Consider the following 25,368-nt stretch of genomic DNA (forward strand, 5'->3'; position numbering starts at 1 on the left):
GCGGGCGGCGCTTGACTATCGGGCGTGCCAGGCTGCCAGCAGTTCGCTCTCCTCGGCCGCCGTGAGACCGATCGACCTGCCGTCCGGCGCGGATCCGACGTCGACGCCGGCCAACCAGGCGGCGGTGTCCCGGGCGGTCGTCGCCAGGGGCCGGGGGCGCAGTCCCGCCGCCAGCGAGGGCGTCACGTCCCGGCTCATGAAGCCGGCGTACTCCGGCAGGGGCAGCCACAGCGGCAGGGAGCGGGGACCGGCCCACGGCTCCACCTTCTGCTCGGCCAGGAACTCCTGCGACACGTAGGTCAGCGGGGCGTCCTCGCCGAGCACGGCGGCCAGGAACTCCTGCCGGGTGACCGGCGCGGCCATCCCGTCGTACGTGCCGGTCACGCCCCGCTCACCGGCCTCGACGATCCAGGCCGCGAGGTCGCGTACGTCGATGAACTGCACGGCGTCGTCCGGAGTGCCGGGGGCGAGGACCTCGCCACCCCGGGCGGCCCGGCGTACCCAGTATCCGAACCGCCCGCTCGGATCCTCCGGCCCCACGAGTAGGCCGGCCCGGCAGATGAACGCCCGATCGGCGCCCATCGCCTCGGTCACCAGCCGTTCACCGCTCACCTTGCAGGCCCCGTACGCCTCCGCGTCCTTCTCCGGGTCCTCCGCGTCCCGGGGTGCCGGCGGCAGCACGGGGGCGGTGTCGACCCGCTGACCGACGGTGGCGTTGTCCGCGTACACCGAACAGGTGGAGACGAAGGTGAAATGCCCCACCCGGCCAGCCAGCGATGCGAGCGCGTGCCGGACGTGGTCGGGCCGGCGGGCGACGTCCACCACCGCGTCGAACTTTCCGGCGAGGGCGTCCAGGCTGGCCGGGTCGTCGCGGTCCACCCGGACGAAGCGCACGCCGTCGACCGGGTTGCCGGACGAGCCCCGGGCCGCGCAGGTAACGTCGTGTCCGGCCGCCAGGGCCTGCTGGGCGACGGCCCGGCCGAGGAACACCGTGCCGCCGAGAACGAGGATGCGCATCGGGTGATAGTGCCCCGCCGGAACGCGTCCCGGAAGGCTTGTTCGCGTACGGCTGATCCCGGTCGGCCTGCTCCCGGCGCCCGGCTCCCGCCTCCCCTGGTGGCCACGGCCGAACGGCTGCCGCCGACTCTTCGGCCGCCCGTCGGTGCGTACCGACCCGGTTGTGGAGTACGGTTCGACCGATATCCCAGGAGGTCGAGAATGTCCCTGACGGTGCACACCGAAGAGCGTGCCGACGTCGTCGTCGTGTCGGTCGCGGGCGAGCTGGACATGGCCACCGCGCCGCAACTGCAGGACCAGATCACGGATCTGCTGGAGAAGGGGCACATCCGGCTGGTCTTCGACCTGTCGGAGCTGTCGTTCTGCGACTCGACCGGGCTCTCCGTGTTCGTCCGCGCCCGGAACAGTGCCGACGAGTCCGGCGGTGTGGTACGACTGGCCGCCCCGCGCCGGGGTGTGCTGCGGATCCTTGAGGTCAGCGGCCTGGTGGAGGTGCTACAGACCCACCCCACGGTTGACGAGGCCGTGGCCGGCGGGACCGCCACCGCGGGCTGAGCGTCCGCCGCGCTTTTCCCCACGAGCCGGCCGGGGCATAGGTTGACCGTCGACAAGCAGCGGCAACCTACCGGAGGCGCGAATGCTCAAGGGCTTCAAAGACTTCATCATGCGGGGCAACGTCGTTGACCTCGCCGTCGGTGTGGTCATCGGCGCGGCCTTCACCGGCCTGGTCACGGCATTCACCACATCGTTCCTGAAACCGCTGATCAGCCTCATCGGCGGCGGCAAGGGCCTCAACGCGGGCGCCTGGAGGCTGACCAACGACGTCTACGTCGACTGGGCCGGCTTCATCAACGCCGTCATCACCTTCCTGATGACCGCGGCGGTCGTCTACTTCCTGGTGGTCTTTCCGATGAACAAGCTCGCGGAGCGGCGTCGGCGGGGCGAGGAGCCTCCGCCGGCCGCGCCGAGCGAGGAGATCAAGCTGCTCACCGAGATCCGCGACGCGCTGGTCGCCGCCGGCCGGGCGCCGGGGCAGCAGCGCGGTGCGCTGGAGGAGCTGACCGGCCGGGAGTACCCGCCGACCCAGCCCCGCCGCTGACCTCGGGCCAACGGATTCCACCACCCGGCGATCTTCTCGAACGTACGTTCGATAAGGTCCCCGCATGGAACAACGAAAGCACTGGTGGAACGGCAAGTGGGGGCGCCTGGCGCGGCGCGATGTCTACCTCCGTACCGATGCCGACCAGTGGCACGTAGAGCAGCGCGCCGGTGGGGCCGAGGGGCTCTCCCGGTTCTACGAGTTCGACAGCGAGGACGAGGCGTACGAGCGGGTCCGCGCCCTGTTGGTCGGGCCGGACACCTGGCGGGAACTCTCCGCCCGGCCGCCCGGCGCCGGTTGGCCCGCCGGCTGACGACGTCGGCCGCGCGGTTACCCGAGGTGGCCGCGCGGCTCAGCGGGTCGGTCAGCGGGTCGGCGCTTCGAGCAGCGCGATGGTGCTGAGCGTGACCTGGTCGCGGATCCGGGTGACCGATGCCTGCCACTGCCGGGTGAACCCGGGCCGGTGTTCGAGGGCGCGCCATACCGGCAGCACCGACTCGTCGAGGCGGGCGGCCGGCATCCACAGGTGCAGCAGGCAGTCGATCGCCGGGCGGAGCCGGTCGATCTTCTGGGCCCGGGTGCCGGATCCGGTCAGGCTGGTCTCCATCAGCGACAGCAGCGTGGTGAGCAGCCAGTCGTGCAGCGCGAGGTCCTCGCAGAGTTCGACCAGCGCGGGTACGTCGTGCTGCGGTGCCGTCAGCTCCAGGGTCCGCAGCGTGTCGGACTCGACCCGGAAGGTGCCCCGGGCCTCGGTCGAGTCCTCCGCCGCCGGGATGACCGACCAGCGCAGTCGGGTCCGCTTGGTCCGGAACGGGGGTTGCCGGTCCAGCCGCGCCGAACTCTGTACGGCGTCCATCAGCCGGGCACTGATCGCGCCGAGGTTGAGCGTCTGCGGTTGGTAGGTGGGGCCGAGGAAGCCCCGGGACACGTCCCGGACGTCGATCTTGCCGATCGTCTCGACCCAGCCGGGCCGGGACAGGTAGTGCGACCAGACCAGCCGGCGGTTGCTGACGGCCCGGTCGAGTTGGGTGTACGTGGAGCCCTGTAGCACGTGACCGCCGGTCATCGCGGCGTGCGAGACGACGGTGCCCACGCCCCGGGAGCTCCGGCCGGAGCCGCTCGGCAACCGGCAGTCGACCCCGGTGAGCTGGTCCGGCGACACGACGTACGCGATCGGCCGCTCGGACCGGCGTACCCGTTGGCCGACCAGGAGGTCCAGCAGCCCGGTGGTGTGCTCCAGGGAGAGCGAGCCGGAGTTCTGCAAGAGTCCGGTGTGCACCTCGCCCAAGGTCAACATGGCGCTCCTCCGCAACCTCGTGCGTCGCCCCGACCGACGTCTCGGTGGACGCGCCGATCGGTCCATCGCATTTCATCATGGTCCGATCCCGCAAACGTCACGCCGGGCGGATGTCCGGTGCTGGACTGATCGGCTGGGCTGGCGCCTTGGGTCCTATTGATACGGTTGCGTCACGCGCCGCTTCCGCCGCCCCAAGGAGCCGCCGTGACCAAGGTCTACGTCTCGGCCACTTTCCGGGATCTGCAGGAGTGCCGCGCAGCGGTCCAACTCGCGCTGCGCCGGTTGCGGGTCGAGGACGTGGCCATGGAGTCGTACGTGGCCGAGGACCGACGACCGCTGGAACGCTGTCTGGCGGACGTCGCCGACTGCGACATCTACATCGGAATCTTCGCCTGGCGCTACGGCTTCGTTCCCGACGGGTACGACCGGTCGATCACCGAGCTCGAATACCGGGAGGCGCTGACCGCCGGCAAACCCTGCCTGATCTTCCTGCTCGACGAGGAGGCGCCCTGGCCGCGCAACTTCGTCGACCGGGGCCCGGCGGCGGAGAAGATCGAATCGCTCCGGGCCGAGTTGGGCGACCGGCACATGTGCGGCACGTTCCGGGACCCGGCGGACCTCGCCGCGATGGTGACGGCGGCGGTGGCGAACCGGCTGACCGAGTCGGGCCTGCCGGCCGGCGGTACGCAGGCGTTGAGCCGGGACGTCCTCAAGCAGTACTGCCTACGCCTTCGCCAGCACTACGGGGTGCTGGACCTGGACGCGCTCACCCCGGAGCAGACCGAGGACTACCTGCGGATCCAGCTGATGTCGGTCTTCGTCGAACAGTGGGTACGCGAGGACCCGCCCCCGGCCGAACTGCCCCGGGAATGGCTGCGCCGGATGCAGTCCGAGGGGCACATCGGCACCGAGGACGTACCCGAGGAGGTGGACCCGCAGGAGCTGGTGCACCTGCACGAGTCGTACCGGGCGAAGCCGTTGCAGCGGCTGTTCGACGTACTCGGGGCACCGGACCAGCGGGCGATCGTACTGCTCGGCGACCCCGGCTCCGGCAAGTCCACCGCCGCCCGCTACGTCGCCCTGAGCCTCACCGGCGGCCCGACCGACGACCGGCTGGCGGTGCTGACCGACCACCTGCCGCTGCTGATCGAGCTGCGCTCCTTCATCACCCTGGCCGCCGAGGGCAAGTGCGAGAGCTTCGTCGACTACCTGGACCACCGGGCCAACACCGACGGGCTCGGCATCGAGCGGACCGCCCTGCAACGGCACCTCGGCACGGGCGGCCGGGCGGTGGTGATCCTGGACGGGCTCGACGAGGTCTTCGACCGGCACCGGCGGGAGGAGGTGGCCCGGCAGATCGCCGGCTTCGCGGCCACCCATCCGCAGGTACGGATGATCGTCACCTCCCGGATCATCGGCTACTCCCGGCGCATCCTGACCGGCGTCGGATTCACCCACTTCACCCTTCAGGACCTGGACGAGGACCAGACGTCGGAGTTCCTGTCGAGCTGGTACCGGCTGGCGATCCGGGACCGGGCAGACGCGGCCCACGCGCAGCGGGCCCGGCTGCTGGACGCGATGCGGCACTCACACGCGATCCGGGAACTGGCCGGCAACCCGCTGCTGCTGACGATCCTGGCGATCATCGGCAAGCACCAGGCCCTGCCCCGGGAACGGTGGCGGCTGTACGACCACGCGGCGACCGTCCTGGTGCAGCAGTGGGACGTCGACCGGCACCTGCGGGAGCAGGCCCCGGTCGCCGGCTTCCTCGACACCGAGGACAAGAAGGAGCTGCTCCGCCGGCTGGCGTACCGGATGCAGTCGGTCGAGCGGGGCCTGACCGTGAACTACATCGACCGGGTGGAGCTGAGCGAGGTCTTCGAGCAGTACCTGGTCGAGCGGTACCGCCGCGACGCCGCGTCCGCCCGGACCATCGCCCTGGCGATGATCGACCAGTTCCGGGAACGCAACTTCATCCTCAGCCGGTACGGCCCGCACGTCTACGGCTTCGTGCACCGCACCTTCCTGGAGTTCTTCTGCGCCGACGCGATCCTGGCGAAGTTCCAGCACGACCAGGTCCTCTCGGTGGGCGAACTCAAGGAACTGTTCCGCCGGCACTGGGCCGACCTGTCCTGGCGGGAGGTGCTCCGGCTGCTCGCCGGTGCCCTGCACCAGAACCACACCGCGCAGCTCATCCAGCTGCTGACCACCGAGGTCAACCAGCCCTGGCCGCCGGCCGACTTCGCCCCGCCGCCGTGGAACCTCGCCCTCGCCGTGCAGTGCCTCGCCGAGGTCCGCAACCTGCACGACGCGGTCGCCCGGCCCGCCGAGACGCTGCTGCGGCAGCTCATCCTGCTGCTCGAACACTGCGTCTCGATCGACGACCGGGAGACCGCCCGGCTGATCGAGGAGGAGATCCTGCCCGCCGCCAAGGCGATCGGCCCGAACTGGCCCGGTCGGACGGTCTACCTCTCCTGGTACCGCCGCCGGGGCGTCCGGGTCGTCTGGAGCCCCGTCTCCACCCACGCCGCCCGGCTCGCCGCGATGCTCTCCACCCCGGCCGAACGGATCGACGACCTCTTCGACGAGGTCCTCGGCACGATGGACGACAGCCCCGCCTCGTACGCCTCGGTGGCGGGGCTCGCCGAGGTCGCCCAGCTCGCCACCAACACCGTCGACAGTCCCGCCCACCAGGCCGCCGCCGCCCGGGCCCGGACCCGCCTGATCAAACGGGCCCGGGACGACAACCACGCCGGGGTACGCCTCGCCGCCGTCCAGGCCCTCGGCGAACGCTTCGGCACCGACCCGGAGGCCCGGGACCTGCTGATCGAGCGGGTCCGCGCCGACGGGTACGCCGGAGTACGCCTCGCCGCCGTCCAGGCCCTCGGGGAACGCTTCCGCGACGAACCCCACGTCCGCGAACTGCTCCGGGAACGTGCCCGCGCCGACGAGCACGCGAGTGTGCGCCGGACGGCCATCCAGACCCTCGGCGACCGGTACGGCGGCGACTCCGAGCTCCGGGACGTCCTGGTCGAGTGCCTGCGTACCGACCACGACGCCGAGGTGACCCGAACCGCCGCACACGTCCTGGTCGAACGCTTCGCCGCCACCCGGCAGGTCCGTGACCTGCTGATCGAACGCGCCCGCGACGACACCGATCCGGTCACCCGACGTACCTCGGTCCGGGTCCTCGGTGACCGGCTCGCCGCCGACACCAAGGTCCGGGCGCTGCTCATCGACCGGGTCCGGGCCGACCGCGACCCCGGGGTGCTCCGCGCCGCCGCCCAGGCACTGATCGACCGGTACGGCCCCGACACCACCATCCGGGATCTGCTGGTCAGCCGCACCAGCGGCGACGCCGACGAGATCGCCCGGCGCACCGCACTCAAGATCCTCATCGACACCTTCGACCGGGACGCCGCCTTCACCAACCTGCTCATCACCGCCGCCCGGCAGGACCGGGACGCCGACGTACGGTTGCTCGCCGCGGAAGCCCTCACCGAGCAGGTCGGCGCCGACCCCGCCGTCGGGACCGCGCTGGGTGAACTCGCCCTCGGCGACAACGACGCCCGGGTACGCCTGATCGCCGCGAAGGCCCTGATCGAACAGGTCGGGGTGGACGCGGCGGTCTCCGACGTGCTCGCCGGGCTCGCCCGGGACGACCCGCACGCCGCCGTACGCCTCGCCGCCGTCAACGCGCTCGCCGACACCGCCCGGCGTGACCCCGCGATCCGGGAGGTCGTCACCGAACGGGCCAGCATCGACGACGACGCCGAGATCCGGCTCGCCGCCCTGAAGGCGCTCACCCGGGATCCCCAGTTCACCGACGACGTCCACCGGGTTCTGCTGGACCGGGCGCACCGGGACCCCGACGCCGCCGTCTTCGCCCTCGCCGCGACCGCCGTGATCGGCCGGAACGGGTCCCGGGACGACGTCCACGAGCTGCTCGCCGGCCGGGTACGCGGCGACATCAACGCCCGGGTCCGGCTCGCCGCCGCCCGGCTGCTGATCCAGCGGTTCGGCATCGACGCCGACGTCCGGGAGGCCCTCCTGGAGCGGATCCGGGTCGACCCGGACGCCGAACTGGTGCACGAGGCGGCCGTCGAACTCGCCGCCCGGCTCGGCACCGACGTCGAGCAGTGCGAGGTCCTGATGACCCGCGCCACCGGCGAGGACCCGCAGATCCGCGCCGTGGCCGTACGCATCCTCGGCGAGTACTTCGGCGCCGACCGGACCGTACGGGAGCTGCTGATCGACCGGGCCGGCAACGATCCCGACGTACAGGTCCGGCGGGAGGTGCTCCGGGTTCTCGGTGAACGCCTCGCCGAACATCCGGAGATCCGTACCCTGTTCATCGAACGGCTCCGCGACCAGGACTGGTCGGTCCGGGCGGCCACCGTGCTGGCCCTGGGCACCCACTTCGGCGACGACGGTCAGACCCGCGCGCTGCTGGCCGAACTCGCCCGGACCGACCCGGATCCCGAGTTCCGGCGCCGCGCCGGCCAGGCCCTCACCTGGCTACCGGGGGCGGATCCCGACCATCTGCCGGACGTGTGAGGAGCGGAGCCCTTCCGACCGGCGGGACGGGTTATTCGCTGACGAAGACGTACTCGGAGCGCTCGACCAGGTCCTTGGGCAGGTCGATGTGCTCGTTCCGGCTCCGGGTCTGGATCTGGTCCAGCACGGCGGGGCTGATCGAGACCTGACTGAGGATCGTCCGGACCGCGTGCTCGATGGGCAGGAAACGCGAGCCGAGCACCGAGAAGGTGCGGTACGCGCTGAACGGCGCGGCGTGCGGGTTGAGCTTCACCACCGCCGGCATCTCGTCCCAGTCGTCCGGCCAGTCGTCGAGCTGGTACGGGTTGGTCACCCCTTCGCCCTCGTGCCGGAGCAGGCCCATCCGCATGAGTTGCCAGACCGCCGCCAGGAACGGGCAGGACCAGCGCCGCCGCCCGTCCTCCTCGTAGTCCCACAGCTCGACGTCCACGAAGATCGAGTGCCGGTTCGCCGCGTTCTGCATCGGCGGCTGCCACTCCCGGACGGCGCTCATCGCCTGTTCCGGCCGGAAGACCGGGGACCGCCGGCCGTTGCAGAGCCAGCCGGTCTCCGAGGTCGGCGGGCGGTCACCGGTCGTTTCCGGAACCGGGTCGGAGACGAGTTGGGTGAGCACCAGCTCCGCGAGCGGAATGTCGTCGGCCTGGGCGCAACCGGCCTCGCGGGCGAAGTAGTCGATCACCAGCCCGGTGTCCTGGGCCGCCTCCCGCACCTGCTCCATCACCACCCGGGGGGTGCTGAACCGGGTGAAGTAGTCGTCGATGAGGAAGCAGGTGCTGATCCGGGGACGGGCGGCCGGCATCCGGTCGACGCAGGCCTGCCGGGCCGCCGCGGCCCACGGCGCGACCCGGGCGAAGTGCCGACGGAGCTGCTCGATGCCGCCGGCGAACTCCTCGATGTAGAGGTGTCCCAGCTCGACGGAGAGATGCGCGAGCGGGACCGACTCGACGCTGCGTCTGGCCGCCGTCTCCTCGAATGTCACGTCGGGTCTACTCACAGCATCTCCCAGGCCGCGTCGTCGACGATGAGCTTCGCCAGTGCCGAGAAGGCCTCCACGGTCTCCAGGTTGGCGATCCTGCGCGCGTACACGTCGTTGTCGGAGATGAGCTGCTCACGCCATTGCAACACCGGGTCGAGCGGCACCGATCCGAGCAGCATGGTCCGGCCGACCCGGTTGTTGCTGGCCAGTTCGAGCAGGTCCTGGTTGCACTCCCGGAGCCAGGCCACCTGCGCCGGCTGCAACCCCTCCAACTCCGGCGAGTCGGGATCGACGACGGCGGTACGGACGAACCGGAGCCGGTTCATCATGTCGTCGTGGTCGTGCCCGGCCCGGGTGCCGGCGTCGAGGATGCCGCGGGTGCCGTACACCAGGCCGGAGGCGGCGAGCACGTGCTGCCGGGTCCACCGGTGGAACACCAGCCACCGGGACCGTACCGATCGAAGCTCGGGCATCGCGGTGGCGGCCAGCACCATCTGGGTGGCGTACGAGCGGCCCGCGCTCAGGTCGATCAGGCTGAGGTCGAACTCCTCCTCCAGCCGGAGGAAGAGCCGGGCGCAGCGTTCGACGAGTTCCCGGGAGGTGGGGAACTCGCCACCGCCGATGCTGCCGGGCAGCAGTACCAGTCGGCCCGCCCCCGGTGGCCGGTTGCGCAGGCTCGGCCGGTCCGACTCGGTCCACACCTCGATCCGTTGCGGCTCGGCCAGTGCCCCGTCCAGGTATTCGTGCAGGCCACCCCGGCGGGTGCCGTGCACCACGGAGTCGAGGTTGAAGATGGCACCGGCGGTCGGCGAGCCGAAGTCGAAGTCGAGGTAGCACACGTCGGTGCCCTGCAACGCGCTCCGGTAGAGCATGTTGCTGCTGGTCACCGAACGGCCGGTGCCGCCCTTGTCGGACGCCGCGAAGATCAGCATCTCAGCCTGCCTCCGAAACGTCCCGACGGGCCGCGTTCAGTTCGTCGAGGCTCCGCAGCACCGAACTGGCGAGCGCGGCGGCGGTGCCGGGCCGTTCGTGCACGATCTCCCTGGCCCGCCGCAGGTTGACCCGGACGATCTGCAGGGTCTGCTGCATCCTCGGTCCCGCTTCCGCCGTACCGCTCAACAGTTCCACATCGTAGAGGTGTTCGGCCTCGTTGAGCAGGTCCAGCGCGTGCATGGTGAGCCGTTCACTGCGCAGCGGCGGTCGCCGCAGGATCTTCACCGTGGTGACCAGGGACTGCACCACCCGTTCGGTGTAGTACCAGGAGGGGGCGTCGTAGTAGTCCTCGAACTGTCCGAACGCCCGCGCCGGCTGGTCCCAGAGACTGCGCGCGTTGCCGCGGTCGAGACGGCGCAGCACCAGGTGGTCCCAGACCCGGTCGGCCAGGTCCAGCATCTTGGCCCGCTGGTCGGCCTCGCTGAACAGCCCGCCGATGTACGCGGTGCGTTGCAGCAGCAGCGCGGAGAACTCGCTGACCGTCCAGCGCATCACCGGGCCGCCGAGCTGGTCGCTGTTCTGCAACGTCACCTGTACGCCGGGCGCGTGCAGCGCGAGCGCGGGATCCTGGTCGAACGGTCGGCGGGTGATCCGGGCCCGGTTGGCCAGTTCCTCGAGGACCGAGCCGACCCGGCTGAGTTCGGCGTCCGCACCCCGTTCGAGTACCAGGCCCTTGACCGCCAGCGAGGTCACCAGCAGCGTGTAGTAGTCGGAGGCCTCGCGGTCGGTGGTGCGCCAGGGGATGTCCTCCAACGGCCAGCGGTGGCCGTCGCCGAAGGTGGCCACGGTGGCCCAGTAGCCACGGGTCAGGTCCCACCGCAGTTGCAGGGCTCGGGCCAGTCGCTGCTGCTCGTCGTTGAGCAGGCCCAGGATCCGGGTCCGCTCGGTGAAGAGCTCCTCGATCGCGTCGATCGCGATCACCGTGAAGTAGAGGTACGGCTCCTCCGGCGCCACTCCGGCCGGTTGCCGGCCGATCGGCTCGGTCGTCTCGACCTCCGGCGCGTCCCGGACGATGCCCCAGGACCAGCCGCACTCGAAGAGCCGGTTGGCGCTGTCCAGGTCGGCGACCTGGCCGGAACCGATCAGGACCTCGCGGAAGCTGGCGATGGTCTCCCGCAGTTTCCGGCGGAGCTGCGCCACGATCTGCCGCTGCGGCAGGTTGGACTGGTTGAGGGTGCGGCAGAGCGCCTGCCCCTCGTCGGAGTCCACGTCGAAGACGTTGACCGCGAAGCTGCGCAGCAGGCCGACCATTGCCGCGGTGAGCCGGATGTTCGCCATCGACTCGAGGTCGGCGATCTCCCGGAGGATCTCCTCGCGGCGTACGGCGCCCCGGAAGACCCGGGCGAAACCGATGGCGGCCAGCGACAGGGTGATCGACATGGCGAACGAGTCGACGATGTCCAGTTCGAGTTGCTGTTCGGTCGGCTCGGCGCCACCGGTCTGGAAATACGTCCGACCGGAGAAGACCGGCGTCCCGGATTTGTCGGTGTAGCGCTGGTAATACTCGGTCAGCACCTGGATCAACACCAGGGGAATCTGGGTCGCGTTGCCGAGCGGGCGCAACACCTTGATCATTTCGTCGGCGGTCTCGTCCGGACGGTCCAGTCCGAAGTCCGCCTGGGTGGCCGGCAGCAGGAGGCAGAGCAACTGCTCGGCGTCGCTGATCGAGTTCGGACCGTCCCGCCCGCCCCACTGCCACTTTCCGTCCTGCCAACTCGACCGGACGGTGGCGGCCCAGATCTCCAGGAGCTCCTGACGGGGCTGAATCCTCATCTGTCGTGCACCACCATCCGCGAATTCACCGGTTAGCTCGAACGGCACTCATGTTATGGGCCACGGGAACTCACTGCTTCCACGGATCATCCCGATGACGGGTACGCGATCGGACAGTTACCGCGGCCCGGCTCCGCGAACGATCACGAATCAGAGGAATACGCTGGTCAACGCCGGAGTGCTCGACATTTCCACAGTGGTGCGACGTTTCATCGCGACCACCCCCTTCGCGTCCCGGGCCTGTCTATCAATGATGGCGTACGCGTCAAGCGGTGCGGAAACGCCGGCCGGTCACCCGTGCCGCGCCGGGCCGGTCAACTGCTGCCGTACCGCCCAGAGGGCCGCCTCGGTACGCGACGCGGAGCCGGTCTTGCGCAGCAGGTTCGACACGTGCACCGTGACCGTCCGGACCGAGATCCCCAGCGAGCGCGCCACCTGCTTGTTCGACATCCCGGCGGCCAGGCAGGAGAGCACCTCGATCTCCCGGCCGGTCAGCTCGGCGGTCGGCGCCGACGGTGGCTGGACCGGCAGGCGCAGGTGCTCGGGCAGCGGCTCCCGGATCAGCTCGTCCGGCCCGTCGCCGCCCTCCACGGCCAGCAGCTCGACCATTCGGTACGGGTTGCCGCCGGTACGCCGCCACACCGCCTCGACGACGGCCGCCGAGACCTGCCGCTCCGGATAGACCTGCGCGAGCACCGCGGCCACGTCCGTCCGGGGCAGCGGGCCGAGATGCTGACGGATCGCGCCCGGCGCCCCGCAGAGCCGGGCCAGGGTGGCCGCGACCAGTTGGGGCGACACCGCCGTGTCGGGTGGACGACTGGCCACCAGCAGCAGGATCGGCAGGTCGGGGGCGCCGGCCAACTCGCCGACGAGGTTCAGGCTGGCCGGGTCGAGGGCGTGCAGGTCCTCCACCACCAGCACCGCCGGGCCGGCATCCACCAGCGCCCGTACGGTGCGGACGGCGAGGCGTAACAGCGCGTCAGGGGCGTACCGTTCCCGGGGCGCGTTCGGGTGCTGGGCCAGCCAGGCCAGCGCGTCGGGCGGCAGGGGCAGGTCCCGGGTGTCCCGACCACTCAGCGCCGCCGCGAGCCAGTCGTACGGCGCCGGGGTGTGCACCCGGGCGGTCCCGGTGAGGATGGTGGCCGGCCGGGGTGTCAGGCCGTCGAGTGCCGCGGCGATCAGCAGGCTCTTGCCGACCCCGGCGGCACCGGTGACCACCACTCCACCCGCCCGGCGACGCCCACCGGTCACCATGGCCCAGGCGGCGGCGAACTCGGCCAGCTCACCGGCGCGCCCGACCATGGACACCGGCATCATGCTCTTCACCCTACGCAGTACTGCGTAGAGACGTCGCCGTGGATCTCGGTGCAAGCTCGACGGTATGAGCTTGATCCTGCGCAGCCTGACCGTCACCGACCCCGGCCTGGTCCGGCCCAACAACGAGGACGTGGCGTTCGCCGGTGCCCGGTTGATCGCCGTCGCCGACGGGATGGGCGGCGCGCCGGCCGGCGAGGTGGCCAGCGAGATCGTGATCAGCGCGTTGGCCCCGGTGGAGGGATCCGACCCCGACCGGGAGCCGTTGGCCGCGCTGCTGGACGCGATCGGAACGGCGAACCACCAGATCCGCGAGGTGGCCGAGGCCGATCCGGCCAACGAGGGAATGGGCACCACCGCCACGGCGATCCTGCTCGCCGGCCGGCGGCTCGCCGTGGCGCACGTCGGCGACTCCCGGGGCTATCTGCTGCGTGGCGGCGAGTTGCGGCAGTTGACCAGGGACGACACCTTCGTCCAGGCGCTCGTCGACCAGGGCGGGCTGACTCCGGAGGAGGCGCGGCGGCATCCGCAGCGGTCGCTGGTCACCCGGGCGGTGCAGGGCGCCCCGCTCGTACCGGCGACCATCGTGCTGACCGCCGAGCCGGGCGACCGGCTGCTGATCTGTAGCGACGGGCTCTCGGACGTGGTCACCGACGACGCGATCGCCCAGGTGCTGGAGACGTACCCGGACCGCGCGCAGTGCGCGGAACAGTTGGTCAAACTCGCCCACCAGGCCGGGGCCCCGGACAACGTCACCCTGGTGGTGGCCGACGTCGTCCCGGTCGCCGGCGAGCAGGCCCCGCCGGCCTGAGCTCCGCCCGCAGGACCGCCCCGCAGGACCGCCCCGCAGGACCGCCCCGCAGGACCGCCCGGCCTGCCGCACGAGCGCTGTGCCGGGGTGCGCCGATGGCGAATAATGGTCGGCATCACGCGGGGCGGACCGATGCCGGTCGGGCCCGGCAGGATAGGAGGTCGGATGGACCACGCGGTGGCCGTGATCGACCTCGGCACCGACCGGTACGACCCCTCGGCCGAACCCGACCCGCCCGCCCCGTCCAGGGCACGCCAACTACGGGCGGCGGCGCTGGTGCTGGTCGGAACGCTGGTGCTCGGCACCGGTGGTGCCGCCGCGCCGCCACCGCCGCGACTGGAGCCGCTGCTGACCGTCTCGCTCCGGGTCGGGACGTCCTTCCACCTGACCGAGGACCGGCTGTTCGTGAGCGATCCCACGCCGCATACGACCCGTCGGGTCACCGCGTACGAGGTGCGGCGGGGGCGGCAGCTCTGGACCAGTACGTACCGGACCGGGCACCGGCAGTTCGGGCTGACCCTGGCGGGTGGACTCCTGCTGATCGAGGAGGGCGACCGGCGCAACGGTCCGGTCGGCACCACCGCGCTGGACGCCGACACCGGAGCGTGGCGGTGGACGGTGCCGTACCCGTTGGAGGTCCTGCCCGGCGAGCGGACGGCGCTGGCCGTCGAGGACCTGTTCCCGCCCGGATCGCGGATCGACGCGGAGAACGCGCCGCCCGGCACGACGGTCATGCACATGTCGTCGTCCGGCGGGGTCTACGCCAGGCCACGGACCGGGGTGACCGGGCGGGCGGTCGACCTGGGAAGCGGTCGGCAGCTCTGGACCACCCCGCCGCTGACCGAGGCGATCGCGCTTCCGGCCGCCGGTGATCGGCCGACGGTCCTGCTCGGCTGGCCGCCGGACGGCGGGATGGAGGTGCGGGACCTGCGCACCGGAGCGGTCCGGCAGCGGCTCGACTGGACCGGCGGCGTACCGCGCGACGGGGGGCTGGTCGGCGACGTGGCGGTGGTCTGGCACAGCACCGGCGTGAGCGCGTACTCGGCGGATCTTCTCCAGCCGCGCTGGAACCGCCCGTCGCCGCAGGGAACGGAGCGGTTCGTCGCCACCTGCCGCCCGATGCTGTGCCAGCAGGACAGCACCGGCGTCCTGGTGCTGGATCCGGCCACCGGAGCCGTCGCCTGGCGGAGGACCGAGCGGTTGCTCCTGTGGCCGAGCGACGTCCACCTGGTCGAGACCGACGACCGCCCCCGCCTGCACCGGGTGGTGGAGCCGCGCACCGGCCGTACCGTGGTGGACCTGTCGGACTGGACCGACATGGCCCAGCTCGACGACGGTTCCCCGCTGCTGCTGCTCCGGCGCAACGGCGCCGCCGTGAGGACCTGGCTCGACATTCTCGACCTGGGCGCGACGGCTGTCCGCCCGCTGGAGCCGGTGCCGTACGCGCTCTCGTCCTGCCAGGTGGTCCCCGGGATGATCGCCTGCCGGACCCAGTTGGGCGAGACGCGGGTCTGGCGGTACCGCTGAGCGCCGCCCCGACCGGCGCGTGGCCGCACCGGGACGGGGCCGATGGCGAATAATGGCCGGCATCACGAACCCGACCGGCACGGATCGGTGCGGGTCGGGCTGGAGGTCGGATGGACGGCGCGGTTGCGGTGATCGACCTCGGCACCGACCGCTACCACCTCCCGGCCGAGTCCGGTCCGGCCCATCCGCGCACCGCACGCCGGCTGCGGATGGCGGCGCTGGCGCTGGCCGGGGCACTGGCGTTCAGCACCGGTGGGGCCGGGTCGCCGGCACCGCCACGACTGGAGGAGATCTACCAGTCCCGGCTGGGCGCGGGCCAGTACTTCCAGTTGACCGAGGACCGGCTCTTCCTGGCCGGGGCGACGCCCGACAACGCGGGGCTGCGGGTCGTGGCGTACGACCTGGAGCGGGGGCGGCAGCTCTGGAGCACCGAGTACCCGACCGGGGCGCGGCTCGCGGCGGTGACGCTGACCGGCGGGGTCCTGCTGGTCGTGGACGGCGACTGGCGGACCGGCCCGGCCCGGACCACCGCACTGGACGCCCGGACCGGCCGGTCGCGCTGGTCCCTTCCGAAGCTGGTGGACGTGCTGCCCGGCGAGCGGACCGCGTTGATCACCCAGCGGGTGTTTCCGCCGGGGTCCCGGCTCGAACCGTTCGACCTGGAGTCCCACTCGGAGGTGGTGTACCTGTCGGCCGACGGCCGCCACTCCGCGCCGCCGATCGGGATGACGGCCCGGACGATCGACCTGGACACCGGCCTGGACCTGTGGAGCCTTCCGCTGCGGGCCGGTGCGATGCCGGTACCGGCCGCCGGTTCCCGGCCCGCCGTCGTCCTGGCGCCGGAACGGGGTGGTGGGATCGAGGTGCGTGATCTGCGCACCGGGGCGGTCCGGCAGCGGCTCGACTGGACCGGCGCCGTTCCGCAGCAGGTGGACCTCGTCGGCGGCTTCCTGGTGTTCCGGTACGGCGCCGAGGTGACCGGCTACTCGGCCGACCTCCTCCAGCGACGCTGGACCCGTCCGGTCGCCGCCGCCGACCTGGGCACCGCGGCGTGCGGCCCGATGCTGTGCATGCAGACCGGCGACGCGGTCGAGGTGGTGGATCCGGCCACCGGGGTCACCGCGTGGCGGACGAACGAGCGGGCGTGGCTGCAGGCGCACGGGTCGTACCTGGTCGAGAGCGACGACAGTCCACAGGTCCGCCGGGCCGTCGATCCGGGTACCGGCCGTACCGTCGTCGACCTGACCGGCTGGACCGAGGATCGGAAGTCCGTCGACGACTCGCCGCTGCTCCTGCTCCGCCGCAACGGCAACACGATCCGGACCTGGCTCGGCATCGTCGACCCGGACGGGACGGCGGTACGCCGGCTGGATCCGGTGCCGTACGTGCTGCCGTCCTGTCAGGTCGCCACCGGGGTGATCGCCTGTCAGACCCAGTTGGCCGAGGTACGGGTCTGGCGTTATCGCTGAGCGACCGGCCAGCCGGGGTAATCTCGACATATGCCACAAAGCAGGCTTAGGGCGTACCTCGGATGACCGAAACACCGCACCGGTCGCCGGTCAGCCTCTCGGTCAACGGCAGGCCGTACGAACTCGACCTCGACAACCGGACCACGCTGCTCGACGCGCTGCGCGAGCACCTGGCCCTGACCGGCGCCAAGAAGGGCTGTGACCACGGCCAGTGCGGATCCTGCACGGTCCTGCTGGACGGCCGCCGGGTGAAGAGTTGCCTGATCCTCGCCGTCGCGGCGGCCGGCGGCAGCCTGGTCAGCATCGAGGGCCTGGCCGGCGACGGCGACGACCTGCACCCCCTGCAGAGCTGCTTCGTCCAGCACGACGCCTTCCAGTGCGGCTACTGCACCCCGGGCCAGCTCTGCTCCGCCGCCGGCATGCTGGACGAGGTACGCCAGGGCTGGCCGAGCCTGGCCACCGAGGACCTGGTCGCCGGCCCGGACGGGCTCACCGACGCCGAGATCCGGGAACGGATGAGCGGCAACCTCTGCCGCTGCGCGGCGTACCCGCACATTGTCTCCGCGATCCGCGAGGCCGCCACCGCCGCGAGCGGGCGATGAGGACCTTCCGGTACGAGCGCGGCACCGATCCCGGCCAGGCGATGGCCCTGGTGGCCGGCGAGCCGGACGCCGCGTACCTCGGCGGCGGCACGAACCTGGTCGACCTGATGAAGCTGGGCGTGGCCCGGCCACGGCTGCTGGTCGACGTCACCCGGCTGCCGCTCGACTCGGTCGAACCGCTGCCCGACGGTGGCCTGCGGATCGGCGCCACCGTCCGCAACAGCGAACTGGCCGCGCATCCGGCGGTCCGCCGGGACTATCCGGTGCTGGCCCGGGCACTGCTCGCCGGGGCCAGCGGACAGTTGCGGAACATGGCGACCGTCGGCGGCAACCTGTTGCAGCGCACCCGCTGCTACTACTTCCAGGACGTCAGCCGGGCCTGCAACAAACGCGAGCCCGGGGCCGGCTGCTCGGCACTGGACGGCCAGAACCGGGACCTCGCCATCCTCGGCTGGTCGCCGCAGTGTGTCGCCACCCACCCCTCGGACATGGCGGTCGCGCTGACCGCCCTCGACGCGGTGGTGGAGGTGCTGGAGCCGGCCGGCGCCCGGGAGATCCCGTTGACCGAGTTCCACCGGCTGCCCGGCGAGCGGCCGGACCAGGAGACCACGATGGCACCGGGCGGACTGGTCACCGCGGTCCGGATCCCGGCGCTGCCCTACGCGCGCCGGTCGACGTACCGGAAGGCGCGGGACCGGGCCTCGTTCGCCTTCGCCGCCGGCTCGGTCGCGGCGGCGATCGACCTGGACGGACCGCTGGTCCGCGAGGTCCGGCTCGGGTACGGCGCGGTCGCGCACCGCCCCTGGCGGGCCCGGCTGGCCGAGGAGGCGCTGCGCGGCCGGCCCGCCACCGAGGAGAACTTCCGGCTGGCCGTCGACGAGGAGCTGGCCCTGGCCCGCCCGCTGGCACACAACGCCTTCAAGATCCCACTGATCCGGAACCTGACCGTCCGTACTCTCGTCGAGCTGACCGAGGGTTCCGCCGCAGGGACGTCCACCGGACGGGATCCCGGCCGGCGACGCGACGGCGACGGCGACGACGGAACTCCGGAGCGGGGCCGGTGAGCGCGCCGACGGCCGCCGTCGGCCGGGGCCAGCCCCGGCTGGAGGGCCGGCAGAAGGTGACCGGCACCGCCCGGTACGCGGTGGAGCATCCGGTGGACGGCCTGGTGTACGGCTGGGCGGTGCAGGCCGACGTGGCCAAGGCCCGGATCGTCCGGGTCGACGACGCCGCCGCGCTGGCCGAGCCGGGGGTGCTGGCCGTGCTGAGCTACGCCAACGCGCCCCGGCTGGCGCCGGTCGAGAGCGAGGAACTCCTGCTGCTCCAGCGCCCCCGGGTGCACTACCGGGGGGAGATCGTCGCGCTGGTGGTGGCCGAGACGCTGGAGGCCGCCCGGGAGGGGGCTCTGCTGGTTCGGATCGACTACGACACCGAACCGCACAGCAGCGTGCTGACCGAGCGGCATCCGAGCCTCTACAAGCCGGACAAGGTGAATCCAAACTTCCCCACCGACACCTTCGTCGGCGACTTCGACGCCGGCTACGAGGCGGCCGAGGTCCGGCTCGACCAGACGTACCGGACGCCGGCGTACCACAACAATCCGATGGAGCCGCACGCCTCGACCGCACAGTGGCAGCAGGGCCGACTGCTGGTGCACGACTCCAGCCAGGGCAGCACGGACGTCCGGGACACCCTCGCCGGGCTCTTCGAGCTCTCCGCCGGATCGGTCCGGGTCACCGCCGAACACGTCGGCGGCGGATTCGGCAGCAAGGGCACCCCGCGCTGCACCCCGGTGCTGGCCGCGATGGCCGCCCGGCACGTCGACCGGCCGGTACGGCTGGCGCTGACCCGGCAACAGCTCTTCGGGCCGATCGGTTACCGCACCCCGATCATCCAGCGGGTCCGGCTCGGCGCCGACGCCGACGGCCGGTTGGCGGCGATCTGCCACGACGCGATCAGCCAGAGTTCGACCACCACCGAGTTCGCCGAGCAGACCGCCGTGCTCACCCGGGGCCTCTACGCCGCACCGCACCGCCGTACGACGCACCGGCTGGCCCGGCTCGACGTACCGACGCCGTCCTGGATGCGCGCTCCCGGCGAGTGTCCGGGATCGTTCGCGCTGGAGTCGGCGATGGACGAACTGGCGGTGGCCTGCGGGATCGACCCGATCGAGCTGCGGATCCGCAACGACACCGACCGGCATCCGGAGGAGGACCTGCCGTTCAGCAGCCGGAACCTGGTCGCCTGCCTCCGGGACGGCGCCCGCCGGTTCGGCTGGGCGGACCGGGATCCCACGCCGGCCGTCCGGCGACAGGGCCGGTGGCTGGTCGGCACCGGGATGGCCGGTGCGACCTATCCGGCCCGGACCCCGGGCGCGTCCGCGCGGGCGCGGGCCCACCCGGACGGCACGTACCAGGTCGACATCGACGCCACCGACATCGGCACCGGCGCCCGTACCGCGCTCTGGCAGGTCGCCACCGAGGCACTCGGGGTGCCCGGCGACCGGGTCCGGATCGGCATCGGGGACAGCGACCTCCCCCGGGCGTACGTCGCCGGCGGCTCGACCGGTACCGCCGGCTGGAGCCTGGCGGTGGACAAGGCCTGCCGGAGCCTGCGCCGACAGCTCCAGGAGCAGTACGCCGCAGCGGTGCCGGCCGAGGGTCTGACGGTCTCCACCGACACCGCCGCCGAGGTGGCCGCCCTGACACAGGTCGCCCGGTACGCCTTCGGCGCGCACTTCGCGCAGGTCCGGGTCGACGTCGACTCCGGGGAGGTCCGGGTCGGCCGGATGCTCGGGGTGTTCGCCACCGGTCGGGTGGTGAATCCGAGCACCGCCCGGTCCCAGTTGATCGGCGGGATGACGATGGGCCTGTCGATGGCGCTGCACGAGGAGGGGCTGCTCGATCACCGGTTCGGCGACTGGGTGAACCGTGACCTCGCGACGTACCACGTCAGCGCCTGTGCGGACGTGGAGCGGATCGAGGCGTACTGGGTGGCGGAGGAGGACGACCGGGTCAACCCGCTCGGCATCAAGGGGCTGGGCGAGATCGGCATCGTCGGCTCGGCGGCGGCGGTCGCCAACGCGGTGTACCACGCTACCGGGGTCCGCTTCCGTACCCTGCCGATCCAGCTCGACAAGCTGCTCCAGCACCTGCCGGCCGGCTAGGTCCCGTCCGCCGGAGCGATCGGGGCGCGGTAGCGCAGGCCGTCCATCAGCAGGTCGAGTAGTCGACCGGCCTGGTCCCGCCGGCCCAGTTCGCCGATGGCGAGGGAGATCCCGCCGATGCTGGCGAGTACGTCACCCGGCTCGACGTCCGACCGGATGGTTCCGGCGGCGGCGCCGGCCGACAGCAGTGAGCTGATCGCGGTGGTCATCCGGTCGAGAGTGTGCGCGTACGGGTCGCCGCCGGAGGCGATGAGCGCACGCAGCGCATCCGCCATTCCGCGCTTGGTGGTCATGTAGTCGATGAAGCGGTCCATCCAGGCCCGGATCGCCTCGTCCGGCGGCATGCTCTGGAGCAGTTCCGCCGCCGCGTCGCAGAGCCGGTCGAGTTCGTTGCGGTAGGCCGCCTCGACCAGTGCCTCCCGGGTGGGAAAGTGCCGGTAGAGCGTGCCGATGCCGACGCCCGCGTCCTTCGCGATCGCGTCGAGGGTCGCCTCCGGCCCTTCCTGCGAGAAGGCCCGGACGGCGGCGTCGAGCAGCCGGTCGCGGTTGCGCTGCGCGTCGGCCCGCAGCGGGCGCTCGCCGGTGGCGGCCACGGCTCCTCCTCGTCCTTTTCCGTTGCCACCCGGGGTGCGGGGTGACCTGGCTCACTATCGGAGACTTGTCCCACGAGTGGCAAACCGGAGGGTCCTCCGGTTACAGTCGGCCGTAGTGGAGGCGCCTCCGCTTCAGATCATACCGGTTATCGGCCCCGGTCAGCACGGCTGACCCGAAGGGGGAAGATCATGACTGCCAGCACCCGCATCAGCACACCGTTCTCCGCCGACTCCACCGCCGCAGAGGTCGCGGCGGGCGTCGACCTCACCGGCCGCCGGGTCATCGTCACCGGCGGCGCCTCCGGGATCGGCATCGAGACGGCCCGCACGCTCGCCGACAGCGGCGCCCAGGTGACCCTCGCGGTCCGCGACGTGGCGGCCGGGGAACGAACCGCCAAGGACATCGTCGACACCACCGGCAACCAGCGGATCCTCGTCGCACCCCTGGACCTCGCCGACCCGGCGTCCGTCGCGTCGTTCGTCGCGTCCTGGGACGGCCCGCTGCACATCCTGGTCAACAACGCCGGCGTGATGGCGTCGCCGGAAACGCGTACGCCGGAGGGCTGGGAACTCCAGTTCGCCACGAACCACCTCGGCCACTTCGCGCTCACCACCGGACTGCACCGGGCACTCGCCTCGGCCGGCGGGGCCCGGATCGTCTCGGTCAGCTCCAGCGGGCACCTGCGCTCGCCGGTCGTCTTCGACGACATCCACTTCCGGCAGCGCGCCTACGAGCCGTGGTCCGCGTACGGGCAGTCCAAGACGGCCAACGTACTGCTCGCGGTCGAGGCGACGAGGCGCTGGGCCGACGACGGCATCACCGCGAACGCGCTGATGCCGGGCGGCATCCGGACCAGACTCCAGCGGTACGTCACCGAGGAGGATCTGACCCGACTGCGCGCCGAGGCCGGAGCCGCCTCGGTCCCCTGGAAGACGCCGGAGCAGGGCGCCGCCACCTCCGTACTGGTCGCGACCTCGCCCCTGCTCGACGGCATCGGCGGCCGGTACTTCGAGGACTGCGCCGAGGCCGAACCGCACCGGTCCGGCGTCCGCAGCGGCGTCGCGGCGTACGCCCTCGACCCGGAGGCCGCCGCCCGACTGTGGGAGGTCTCCGTCCAGACCCTGGCCGGCTGACCCGGCCGGTCGGTCTGGCCCGCTCTCCGGTCTGGCCCGCTCTCCGGTCTGGCCCGCTCTCCGGCCCGCCGATCCGGTCACCGGGCCGGCACCGCAGGTCGCGTCGTCGGCTCGCCGCAACTGGTGGGTCGACGACCCGACAGCGGCGACGGCGACGGTCAGGCCCGGGAGACGGTGGGCCCGGAACTGTCCGGCACGGCCGCCGGCGGTGGCGGTGGCGGTACGACCCTGGCGGCGATCCGGCCGAGCAGTACCGCCATCGCCACACTGGGCAGGATCAGGAAGAGATGGTCGACCGGGAACTCGTTCCGGACGACGTAGCTGAACAGCGACACCGTGAGCACCCCCGCCGCCCATCCGAACGCGAAGATCATCGCCGGAACGGCCACCCGGCGCGGTAGCAGCGACGACACCAGGGCGAAGAGGGTGAGCAGCAGGTCGGGGACCAGGAACGGATTGCCGGCCCGGATCGCGTCCGACGTCCAGAAGTAGTGGACCATCACCAGCCCCATGACGGCGGCGACGCCACGGGCGATCGTCACAGTGTCCCAGTTCATCCGAGCCGGACCAGCCACCGTCGTCTCCTTCTCCACTGCCGACAACCCCCGGTCGGCGCGCTCCTGCACCGACGTCACGGAGTCTGCGGGTACGACGGCGGGCCCGGAAGCGTGCCAGTACGCAGCACGGACCGGGCTGGCCGTACCCGTGGGGTGTGGCTACCCGCACCACCCGCGGGACGGCCCGGGACGGCGGCCGAGCCGGATCCGGGTCCGGGTCAGTTGTTGAGGTAACGCAGTACGGCCAGCACCCGGCGGTGGTCGTCGGGCCGGGCCGGCAGCGCCAGTTTGGCGAAGATGTTCGTACAGTGCTTCTCCACGGTCCGCTCCGCGATGTCGAGCCGACCCGCGATGGCCTGGTTCGTCCGCCCCTCCGCCATCAGGGCGAGGACGGCCCGCTCCCGGTCGCTGAGCCCGCGCAGCGGATCGTCGTCGCGGTCCCGACGTCCGACCAGCTGGTCGACGACGATCGGATCGAAGGCCGAGCCACCGCCGCCGACCTGCCGGACCGCCGCGGCGAACTCCGTCAGGTCCGAGACCCGGTCCTTGAGCAGGTAGCCGACTCCCCGGGCACCTCCGTCGAGCAGCTCGACGGTGTAACTGACCCGGACGTACTGCGACAACACCAGCACCCCGGTCCCCGGATGGCGTCGGCGGATCTCCCGCGCCGCCCGTAGTCCCTCGTCGGTCCGGGTCGGCGGCAGTCGGATGTCGACCACGGCGACGTCGGGGCGGTGTCGGGCCACCTCGGCGAGCAGGGCGACGGCGTCCTCGACGCTCGCCACCACCAGGAACCCGGCCTCGGTGAGCAGCCGGACCAGGCCCTCCCGCAGCAGGGTGTTGTCCTCGGCGAGAACTAGCCGCACGGCAGCACCGCCCGGACCCGGGTCCCCCCGCCGGACGGACTCTCCACCCGCAGCGATCCTCCGCAGGCCGCCGCCCGCGCGGCCAGCCCACGCAGTCCGGAGCCGCCGGCCGGATCCGCGCCGCCCCGACCGTCGTCCCGGACGTCGACGACGAGCTGCCCCTCGGACACGTCGATCCGCAGCTTGGCCCCGGCCGCCGCCGCGTGCTTGGTGATGTTCGCCAGGGCCTCGGCGACCACGTAGTAGGCCGTCGTCTCCACCTCGGGCGGCAGCCCGGTCGGAACGTCGGCCCGGACCCGCAGGGGTACCGGTGACAGCGCCGCCAGCTCGCGGACCGCGCCGGCCAGGCCCCGCTCGGTGAGCACCGGTGGATGCAGGCCCTGGGTCAGGGCACGGAGTTCGCCGAGAATCGCCAGCGTGGCGTTCCTGGCCTCGGCGATCAGCGGACCGGCCCGGTCCGGGTCGGCCGGCAGCACCGACTCCGCCAGGCCGAGCGTCATCGGGATCGACAACAACCGCTGCTGTACGCCGTCGTGCAGGTCGCGTTCCAGGCGTCGACGTTCCGCCTCACCCGCCCGCAGCAGCGCGAGCCGGGAGTCGGCGAGCTGCCTGAGTCGGGCCCGCAGGTCGGCCGTCAGGCGGGCGTTCTCCAGGGCCAGCGCCGCCGCCGCACAGGTGGCTTCGATCAACTCTGGCTCCTCCGCCAACGCCCGGTCGTGTACGAGTATCGCGATCGGCTCGCCGGCCCGATCGATCCGGGTCGACAACCGGTCCGGCTCCCCGTCCGGGACCAGCGACACCGTACGGCCGTCGAGGTCGACGTACCGGCCCGACTCGGGTGCCCAGTAGCCAACCCGGAGAGTCGGGTCGTGCAGCGTCCGGGCCAGCGCCACCTCGATGGATTCCGACCGGGGTGCGCCGTGCAGCCGGACGACCAGATCCGCCACCCCGCTCCGGTCGACCCGGCGGCGCAGCAGGTCGGCGAGGTACCCCAACGGGATCGCGGCGAGCGCCAGATTCAGCACCAGGGTGAGGGCCGAGGCGTCCCAACCGGCGATCCGGGCCGGCTTCAACGCGAGAAACAGCGTCACCGCCACCACAGCGATCCCGAACACCGGGTTGAGGTAGCGGCGCCGGGTCACACTGCTACGACGCCAGCGGGCCAGTTGCAGGACGACGATCGCCGAACCGCTGAGCAGCACCCCGACGATCGCGGTCACGCCGGCCCGGTCCGCCCCGCCTTGCAACGCGGTCGAGATCCCGACCACGGCGACACTCAGGTAGGCCAGTCCCACCACCAGTCTCGGCGCCGACGCCCCGAGCCGCCCGGTCGGATAGGCCACCACCAGATGCCCCAGTACGGCCGCCCAGGCTCCGGCGCGTACGACGTCGAGGCCGTCGGGCGGCGTGATCGGCAGCGGTGACTTGGCGAGCCACCACAGCACGCCGACGGTGAGAAGCAGCGGGCCCATCCGGTTACGGGGTCGGGTCCGCCAGCCGACCAGGCCCGACGCGACGAAGCTCAGGCCCACGCCGATCGCGACACCGAGCACGCAACCACCTCCGACCCGTTGGCTGCCCGAACGGTCGACGGCGAAGACCCGGGCTACCCGACCG

The 25,368-nt window shown here is 72.1% G+C and carries 21 protein-coding genes; 11 read left to right on the forward strand and 10 right to left on the reverse strand.

Annotated elements, in window-relative coordinates; genetic code table 11:
• Positions 1-15 precede the first annotated feature (15 nt).
• Entirely contained in the window at positions 16-1,017 is a 1,002-nt protein-coding gene (locus tag H4W31_RS06970) for an NAD-dependent epimerase/dehydratase family protein (RefSeq protein ID WP_192765905.1), read from the reverse strand.
• Positions 1,018-1,218: 201 nt separating this feature from the next.
• On the opposite strand from H4W31_RS06970, the gene H4W31_RS06975 reads away from it, so the two are divergent.
• From H4W31_RS06975 to H4W31_RS06985, 3 genes are all read left to right on the forward strand, one after another.
• On the forward strand, positions 1,219-1,572 hold the full coding sequence (locus H4W31_RS06975; protein WP_192765906.1) for an STAS domain-containing protein: 354 nt from the start codon (positions 1,219-1,221) through the stop codon (positions 1,570-1,572).
• A gap of 82 nt (positions 1,573-1,654) precedes the next feature.
• Complete coding sequence (gene mscL, locus H4W31_RS06980; RefSeq protein WP_192765907.1) at positions 1,655-2,116, forward strand: large conductance mechanosensitive channel protein MscL; 462 nt, start codon at positions 1,655-1,657, stop codon at positions 2,114-2,116.
• A 64-nt stretch (positions 2,117-2,180) separates the two neighbouring features.
• Positions 2,181-2,429, forward strand: coding sequence for a hypothetical protein (locus H4W31_RS06985; RefSeq protein ID WP_192765908.1), 249 nt, complete (start codon positions 2,181-2,183; stop codon positions 2,427-2,429).
• 51 nt (positions 2,430-2,480) lie between these two features.
• Here H4W31_RS06985 and H4W31_RS06990 read toward each other — a convergent pair whose 3' ends face one another.
• A complete protein-coding gene (locus H4W31_RS06990) occupies positions 2,481-3,413 on the reverse strand; it encodes an SCO2521 family protein (protein WP_192765909.1) in 933 nt (310 codons plus the stop codon).
• A gap of 204 nt (positions 3,414-3,617) precedes the next feature.
• Between H4W31_RS06990 and H4W31_RS43665 the strand changes: the two genes are divergently transcribed.
• Positions 3,618-7,970 carry a HEAT repeat domain-containing protein gene (locus H4W31_RS43665; RefSeq protein WP_192765910.1) on the forward strand — a complete coding sequence of 1,451 codons (4,353 nt, stop codon included), beginning with the start codon at positions 3,618-3,620 and terminating at the stop codon, positions 7,968-7,970.
• Positions 7,971-8,001: 31 nt separating this feature from the next.
• Here the strand turns inward: H4W31_RS43665 and H4W31_RS07000 are convergent, their stop codons facing one another.
• The 4 genes from H4W31_RS07000 to H4W31_RS07015 all read right to left on the reverse strand — a co-directional run bounded on the left by H4W31_RS07000 (position 8,002) and on the right by H4W31_RS07015 (position 13,029).
• Positions 8,002-8,964: an SCO2522 family protein gene (locus H4W31_RS07000; RefSeq protein WP_192765911.1), complete on the reverse strand. Its 963-nt coding sequence runs from the start codon at positions 8,962-8,964 to the stop codon at positions 8,002-8,004.
• Entirely contained in the window at positions 8,961-9,878 is a 918-nt protein-coding gene (locus H4W31_RS07005) for an SCO2523 family variant P-loop protein (protein WP_192765912.1), read from the reverse strand. The genes H4W31_RS07000 and H4W31_RS07005 overlap by 4 nt, the downstream gene beginning before the upstream one ends.
• A 1-nt stretch (position 9,879) precedes the next feature.
• Positions 9,880-11,712: an SCO2524 family protein gene (locus tag H4W31_RS07010; RefSeq protein ID WP_192765913.1), complete on the reverse strand. Its 1,833-nt coding sequence runs from the start codon at positions 11,710-11,712 to the stop codon at positions 9,880-9,882.
• Positions 11,713-12,003: 291 nt separating this feature from the next.
• Positions 12,004-13,029, reverse strand: coding sequence for a helix-turn-helix domain-containing protein (locus H4W31_RS07015; protein ID WP_192765914.1), 1,026 nt, complete (start codon positions 13,027-13,029; stop codon positions 12,004-12,006).
• Between the two features lie 64 nt (positions 13,030-13,093).
• Here H4W31_RS07015 and H4W31_RS07020 point away from each other — a divergent pair, with 64 nt between their 5' ends.
• The 6 genes from H4W31_RS07020 to H4W31_RS07045 all read left to right on the forward strand — a co-directional run bounded on the left by H4W31_RS07020 (position 13,094) and on the right by H4W31_RS07045 (position 20,601).
• Positions 13,094-13,837, forward strand: coding sequence for a PP2C family protein-serine/threonine phosphatase (locus tag H4W31_RS07020; protein WP_192765915.1), 744 nt, complete (start codon positions 13,094-13,096; stop codon positions 13,835-13,837).
• A gap of 165 nt (positions 13,838-14,002) precedes the next feature.
• Complete coding sequence (locus H4W31_RS07025) at positions 14,003-15,364, forward strand: outer membrane protein assembly factor BamB family protein (protein ID WP_192765916.1); 1,362 nt, start codon at positions 14,003-14,005, stop codon at positions 15,362-15,364.
• A 110-nt stretch (positions 15,365-15,474) separates the two neighbouring features.
• Positions 15,475-16,833, forward strand: a complete 1,359-nt coding sequence (locus H4W31_RS07030) for an outer membrane protein assembly factor BamB family protein (protein WP_192765917.1) — start codon at positions 15,475-15,477, stop codon at positions 16,831-16,833.
• 62 nt (positions 16,834-16,895) lie between these two features.
• Positions 16,896-17,435 carry a 2Fe-2S iron-sulfur cluster-binding protein gene (locus H4W31_RS07035; RefSeq protein WP_192765918.1) on the forward strand — a complete coding sequence of 180 codons (540 nt, stop codon included), beginning with the start codon at positions 16,896-16,898 and terminating at the stop codon, positions 17,433-17,435.
• Positions 17,432-18,499, forward strand: a complete 1,068-nt coding sequence (locus tag H4W31_RS07040; protein WP_192765919.1) for an FAD binding domain-containing protein — start codon at positions 17,432-17,434, stop codon at positions 18,497-18,499. Before H4W31_RS07035 ends, H4W31_RS07040 begins: the two co-directional genes overlap by 4 nt.
• A complete protein-coding gene (locus H4W31_RS07045; protein ID WP_192765920.1) occupies positions 18,496-20,601 on the forward strand; it encodes a xanthine dehydrogenase family protein molybdopterin-binding subunit in 2,106 nt (701 codons plus the stop codon). The genes H4W31_RS07040 and H4W31_RS07045 overlap by 4 nt, the downstream gene beginning before the upstream one ends.
• Here the strand turns inward: H4W31_RS07045 and H4W31_RS07050 are convergent.
• Positions 20,598-21,194, reverse strand: coding sequence for a TetR/AcrR family transcriptional regulator (locus H4W31_RS07050; protein WP_192765921.1), 597 nt, complete (start codon positions 21,192-21,194; stop codon positions 20,598-20,600). The genes H4W31_RS07045 and H4W31_RS07050 overlap by 4 nt on opposite strands.
• A gap of 189 nt (positions 21,195-21,383) precedes the next feature.
• Between H4W31_RS07050 and H4W31_RS07055 the strand changes: the two genes are divergently transcribed.
• Positions 21,384-22,328, forward strand: a complete 945-nt coding sequence (locus tag H4W31_RS07055; protein WP_192765922.1) for an SDR family NAD(P)-dependent oxidoreductase — start codon at positions 21,384-21,386, stop codon at positions 22,326-22,328.
• Between the two features lie 158 nt (positions 22,329-22,486).
• Here H4W31_RS07055 and H4W31_RS07060 read toward each other — a convergent pair whose 3' ends face one another.
• The 3 genes from H4W31_RS07060 to H4W31_RS07070 all read right to left on the reverse strand — a co-directional run bounded on the left by H4W31_RS07060 (position 22,487) and on the right by H4W31_RS07070 (position 25,304).
• Positions 22,487-22,903 carry a hypothetical protein gene (locus tag H4W31_RS07060; RefSeq protein WP_192765923.1) on the reverse strand — a complete coding sequence of 139 codons (417 nt, stop codon included), beginning with the start codon at positions 22,901-22,903 and terminating at the stop codon, positions 22,487-22,489.
• 200 nt (positions 22,904-23,103) lie between these two features.
• Positions 23,104-23,751: a response regulator transcription factor gene (locus H4W31_RS07065; protein WP_192765924.1), complete on the reverse strand. Its 648-nt coding sequence runs from the start codon at positions 23,749-23,751 to the stop codon at positions 23,104-23,106.
• On the reverse strand, positions 23,742-25,304 hold the full coding sequence (locus tag H4W31_RS07070) for a sensor histidine kinase (RefSeq protein ID WP_192765925.1): 1,563 nt from the start codon (positions 25,302-25,304) through the stop codon (positions 23,742-23,744). Before H4W31_RS07070 ends, H4W31_RS07065 begins: the two co-directional genes overlap by 10 nt.
• Positions 25,305-25,368 lie beyond the last annotated feature (64 nt).

This window comes from Plantactinospora soyae (assembly GCF_014874095.1).
Classification (GTDB): Bacteria; Actinomycetota; Actinomycetes; order Mycobacteriales; family Micromonosporaceae; genus Plantactinospora; species Plantactinospora soyae.

Bases quoted from the DNA above. Each gene is read 5' to 3' on its own strand.
- H4W31_RS06970 (WP_192765905.1), bottom strand. From the start codon at position 1,017: ATGCGCATCCTCGTTCTCGGCGGCACGGTGTTCCTCGGCCGGGCCGTC.
- H4W31_RS06975 (WP_192765906.1), top strand. From the start codon at position 1,219: ATGTCCCTGACGGTGCACACCGAAGAGCGTGCCGACGTCGTCGTCGTG.
- mscL (WP_192765907.1), top strand. From the start codon at position 1,655: ATGCTCAAGGGCTTCAAAGACTTCATCATGCGGGGCAACGTCGTTGAC.
- H4W31_RS06985 (WP_192765908.1), top strand. From the start codon at position 2,181: ATGGAACAACGAAAGCACTGGTGGAACGGCAAGTGGGGGCGCCTGGCG.
- H4W31_RS06990 (WP_192765909.1), bottom strand. From the start codon at position 3,413: ATGTTGACCTTGGGCGAGGTGCACACCGGACTCTTGCAGAACTCCGGC.
- H4W31_RS07005 (WP_192765912.1), bottom strand. From the start codon at position 9,878: ATGCTGATCTTCGCGGCGTCCGACAAGGGCGGCACCGGCCGTTCGGTG.
- H4W31_RS07010 (WP_192765913.1), bottom strand. From the start codon at position 11,712: ATGAGGATTCAGCCCCGTCAGGAGCTCCTGGAGATCTGGGCCGCCACC.
- H4W31_RS07015 (WP_192765914.1), bottom strand. From the start codon at position 13,029: ATGATGCCGGTGTCCATGGTCGGGCGCGCCGGTGAGCTGGCCGAGTTC.
- H4W31_RS07020 (WP_192765915.1), top strand. From the start codon at position 13,094: ATGAGCTTGATCCTGCGCAGCCTGACCGTCACCGACCCCGGCCTGGTC.
- H4W31_RS07025 (WP_192765916.1), top strand. From the start codon at position 14,003: ATGGACCACGCGGTGGCCGTGATCGACCTCGGCACCGACCGGTACGAC.
- H4W31_RS07030 (WP_192765917.1), top strand. From the start codon at position 15,475: ATGGACGGCGCGGTTGCGGTGATCGACCTCGGCACCGACCGCTACCAC.
- H4W31_RS07035 (WP_192765918.1), top strand. From the start codon at position 16,896: ATGACCGAAACACCGCACCGGTCGCCGGTCAGCCTCTCGGTCAACGGC.
- H4W31_RS07040 (WP_192765919.1), top strand. From the start codon at position 17,432: ATGAGGACCTTCCGGTACGAGCGCGGCACCGATCCCGGCCAGGCGATG.
- H4W31_RS07055 (WP_192765922.1), top strand. From the start codon at position 21,384: ATGACTGCCAGCACCCGCATCAGCACACCGTTCTCCGCCGACTCCACC.